The sequence below is a fragment of the Acinetobacter sp. YH01018 genome (genome assembly GCF_013420295.1).
Classification (GTDB): Bacteria; Pseudomonadota; Gammaproteobacteria; order Pseudomonadales; family Moraxellaceae; genus Acinetobacter.
Genome location: NZ_VOYL01000107.1, coordinates 1 through 2319, shown reverse-complemented (window position 1 = coordinate 2319; position 2319 = coordinate 1). Strand labels below are relative to the sequence as shown.

The following is a 2319-nucleotide window of genomic DNA, read 5'->3' as shown; positions in this document are numbered from 1 at the left end:
GCACTGGAAAATGGGATGTTTACCATCGGTTGGATAATGGGAGCCGGATGAGCTGAGAGGTTCATGTCCGGTTCTGCGAGGGGCTAAGGGTGAAATTCCCTTGGTCTACTCACCCGTATATTCAAACTCATTCAGGCTGGGTATATACCGCATTTGTTATTGATGTGTTCTCACGAGCAATTGTTGGCTGGAAAGTATCTACACGGATGAATACAGATATGGTGCTCGATGCATTGGAGCAAGCATTGCACGATCGAGGCATGCCAAAGAATGTGATTCATCATTCCGATAGAGGTGTTCAATATCTTTCTATTCGCTATACCAATCGTTTAGAAGCTGCAAATTTACGAGCATCAGTCGGTACAACTGGTGATTCATACGATAATGCTTTGGCTGAAACGGTGAATGGCTTATACAAAACAGAGGTGATTGAATATTTAAAAGCAGATTGGCAAGGTTTAGCAGATGTACAACTTGCGACACTAAACTGGGTAGATTGGTTCAATAAAAAGCGTGTACACAGTGCACTGGGTTATGTATCGCCTTTTGAGTTTGAAGCAATGTACTATGATAAGATTAACCCGTTAGGTCAGGTGGCCTAACTTAAATAAAAAAGTCTCCGACAAACCCGGTACGGTTCAGTTTAACAGCCTGCACAACATGTTCATGGACCAATATACTGAACAGTGGAATGCACTAGATGTAATTGCTGAGCGTATCCGTGCTTTAGGTTTTCCTGCACCAGGTACTTATAAGCAATTTATAAAATTAGCTTCAATCAAGGAAGTCGAGAGTGTTCCTAAAGCAAATGAAATGATTCAGTTACTGGTTAATGCACATGAAGCGGTTGCGAGAACTGCAAGAAGTATATTTGATGTTGTGGATGAGGCGAATGACCAGCCAACAGCAGATGTACTCACACAACGATTAGATATTCATGAGAAAACTGCATGGATGTTAAGAAGTCTTTTAGAATAAATTTTGTCAGATGATAAATAAAAATATGAGGCTAACTGCCTCATATTTTTATTACTACAATTTGAAGTAAAGAACTAATTTCAAATTATAGTGATTTAGTGCTATAGTACCAATCTACATAGTTGTAGCCTTCAGATTTACGTGTATCAGCAGCTTCCATTGTTACTGGTGGTGGCACAATCACTTCTTGGCCCGGTTGCCAATTTTCAGGTGTAGCAACTTTGTATTCATCAGAAGTCTGTAACGCTTTAAGTACACGAAGAAACTCATCAATACTACGTCCATTACTCATAGGGTAATAAACCATTGCACGTAAGATACCTTCAGGATCGATAATAAAAGTCGCACGAACAGCTGCTGTATCACTAGCACCTGGTTGGATCATGCCATAAGCTTTGGCAACTTCCATTGAAAGATCGGCAATAATTGGGAATGGGATTTTAATGCCAAAATTTTCTTCAATACTACGTGCCCAAGCAATATGTGAATGTACACTATCAATTGATAAACCTAATAGTTCACAGTTCAGTTCAGCGAATTGCTCAGCGCGAGTTGCAAAACCCATAAATTCAGTAGTACAAACAGGTGTAAAGTCAGCTGGATGTGAGAAAAGAACTAACCATTTTCCCTTGTAATCTTCTAAACTTTTCATACCATGAGTAGTTTTGGCATTGAAATTTGGTGCTGGCTTATTTAATTGTGGAAATGTTACAACTTCATCTAGGTTAGACATTTACAGTCTCCTTAGGGGGGGAATTAATTTAAATAAGAAATGGTTGGATAACCTGCATCAATCCAAGCTTGCATACCACCTTCTACAGAATAAAGTTTTTCAAATCCCATATTTTGAAGTGCTTGAATTGATAGAGCTGAACGAGCTCCTGTACCACAGATTAAATAAATATCTTTTTCTGATAGTTCCTGTAAAGAATGTTCAATTTCGCAATGGTGATTCACTAGGGGATGTTGGGCTATTTTCATTTCCAGCATCCCTCGTGGAAAATTTACAGCTCGATCAATAGCTACAGTTTTGTATTCTTCAGGTTCACGAACGTCTATTAAAATTAAGTCAGGATATTCTAAATATTTCTCGTAGAGCTTCTCGACTTTTATTTCAATAACCTTATTTTTAGTTTCAGCTATTAGCTGGTTTGGGGTTTTCATAATATCCTTTTGAAGTAGATATCAATATAGTTTATATATTTATAATATAATAGGACTTACGCACTATTATTTATAGATTCTCTGTGGTAGCAGATGATTTTTATCGAGAATAAAGTCATCAATGAAGTTTTTGATCATTGGTCTAAATAATTTCTTCTGCCAACGATATACATTTTC

2 protein-coding genes and 3 pseudogenes are annotated in these 2319 nt (G+C 37.6%); 2 read left to right on the top strand and 3 right to left on the bottom strand.

Translation table 11 applies throughout. The features are described from left to right. Positions 1-116 precede the first annotated feature (116 nt). A pseudogene (locus tag FTT83_RS15755) lies at positions 117-602 on the top strand (IS3 family transposase); the annotation flags it as partial. 37 nt (positions 603-639) lie between these two features. Continuing rightward, a pseudogene (locus FTT83_RS15750) lies at positions 640-978 on the top strand (Dps family protein); the annotation flags it as partial. Between the two features lie 85 nt (positions 979-1063). On the opposite strand, the gene FTT83_RS15745 reads toward FTT83_RS15750, so the two are convergent. The 3 genes and pseudogenes from FTT83_RS15745 to FTT83_RS15735 all read right to left on the bottom strand — a co-directional run. Then, a complete protein-coding gene (locus FTT83_RS15745) occupies positions 1064-1711 on the bottom strand; it encodes a peroxiredoxin (protein ID WP_086194912.1) in 648 nt (215 codons plus the stop codon). A 23-nt stretch (positions 1712-1734) separates the two neighbouring features. Then, positions 1735-2142: a rhodanese-like domain-containing protein gene (locus FTT83_RS15740; RefSeq protein ID WP_004973758.1), complete on the bottom strand. Its 408-nt coding sequence runs from the start codon at positions 2140-2142 to the stop codon at positions 1735-1737. A 66-nt stretch (positions 2143-2208) separates the two neighbouring features. Beyond that, positions 2209-2319 (bottom strand): annotated as a pseudogene (locus FTT83_RS15735) (IS701 family transposase); the annotation flags it as partial.

Excerpts from the sequence above, each read along its gene's own strand:
- FTT83_RS15745 (WP_086194912.1), bottom strand. The coding sequence starts at position 1,711 with ATGTCTAACCTAGATGAAGTTGTAACATTTCCACAATTAAATAAGCCA.
- FTT83_RS15740 (WP_004973758.1), bottom strand. The coding sequence starts at position 2,142 with ATGAAAACCCCAAACCAGCTAATAGCTGAAACTAAAAATAAGGTTATT.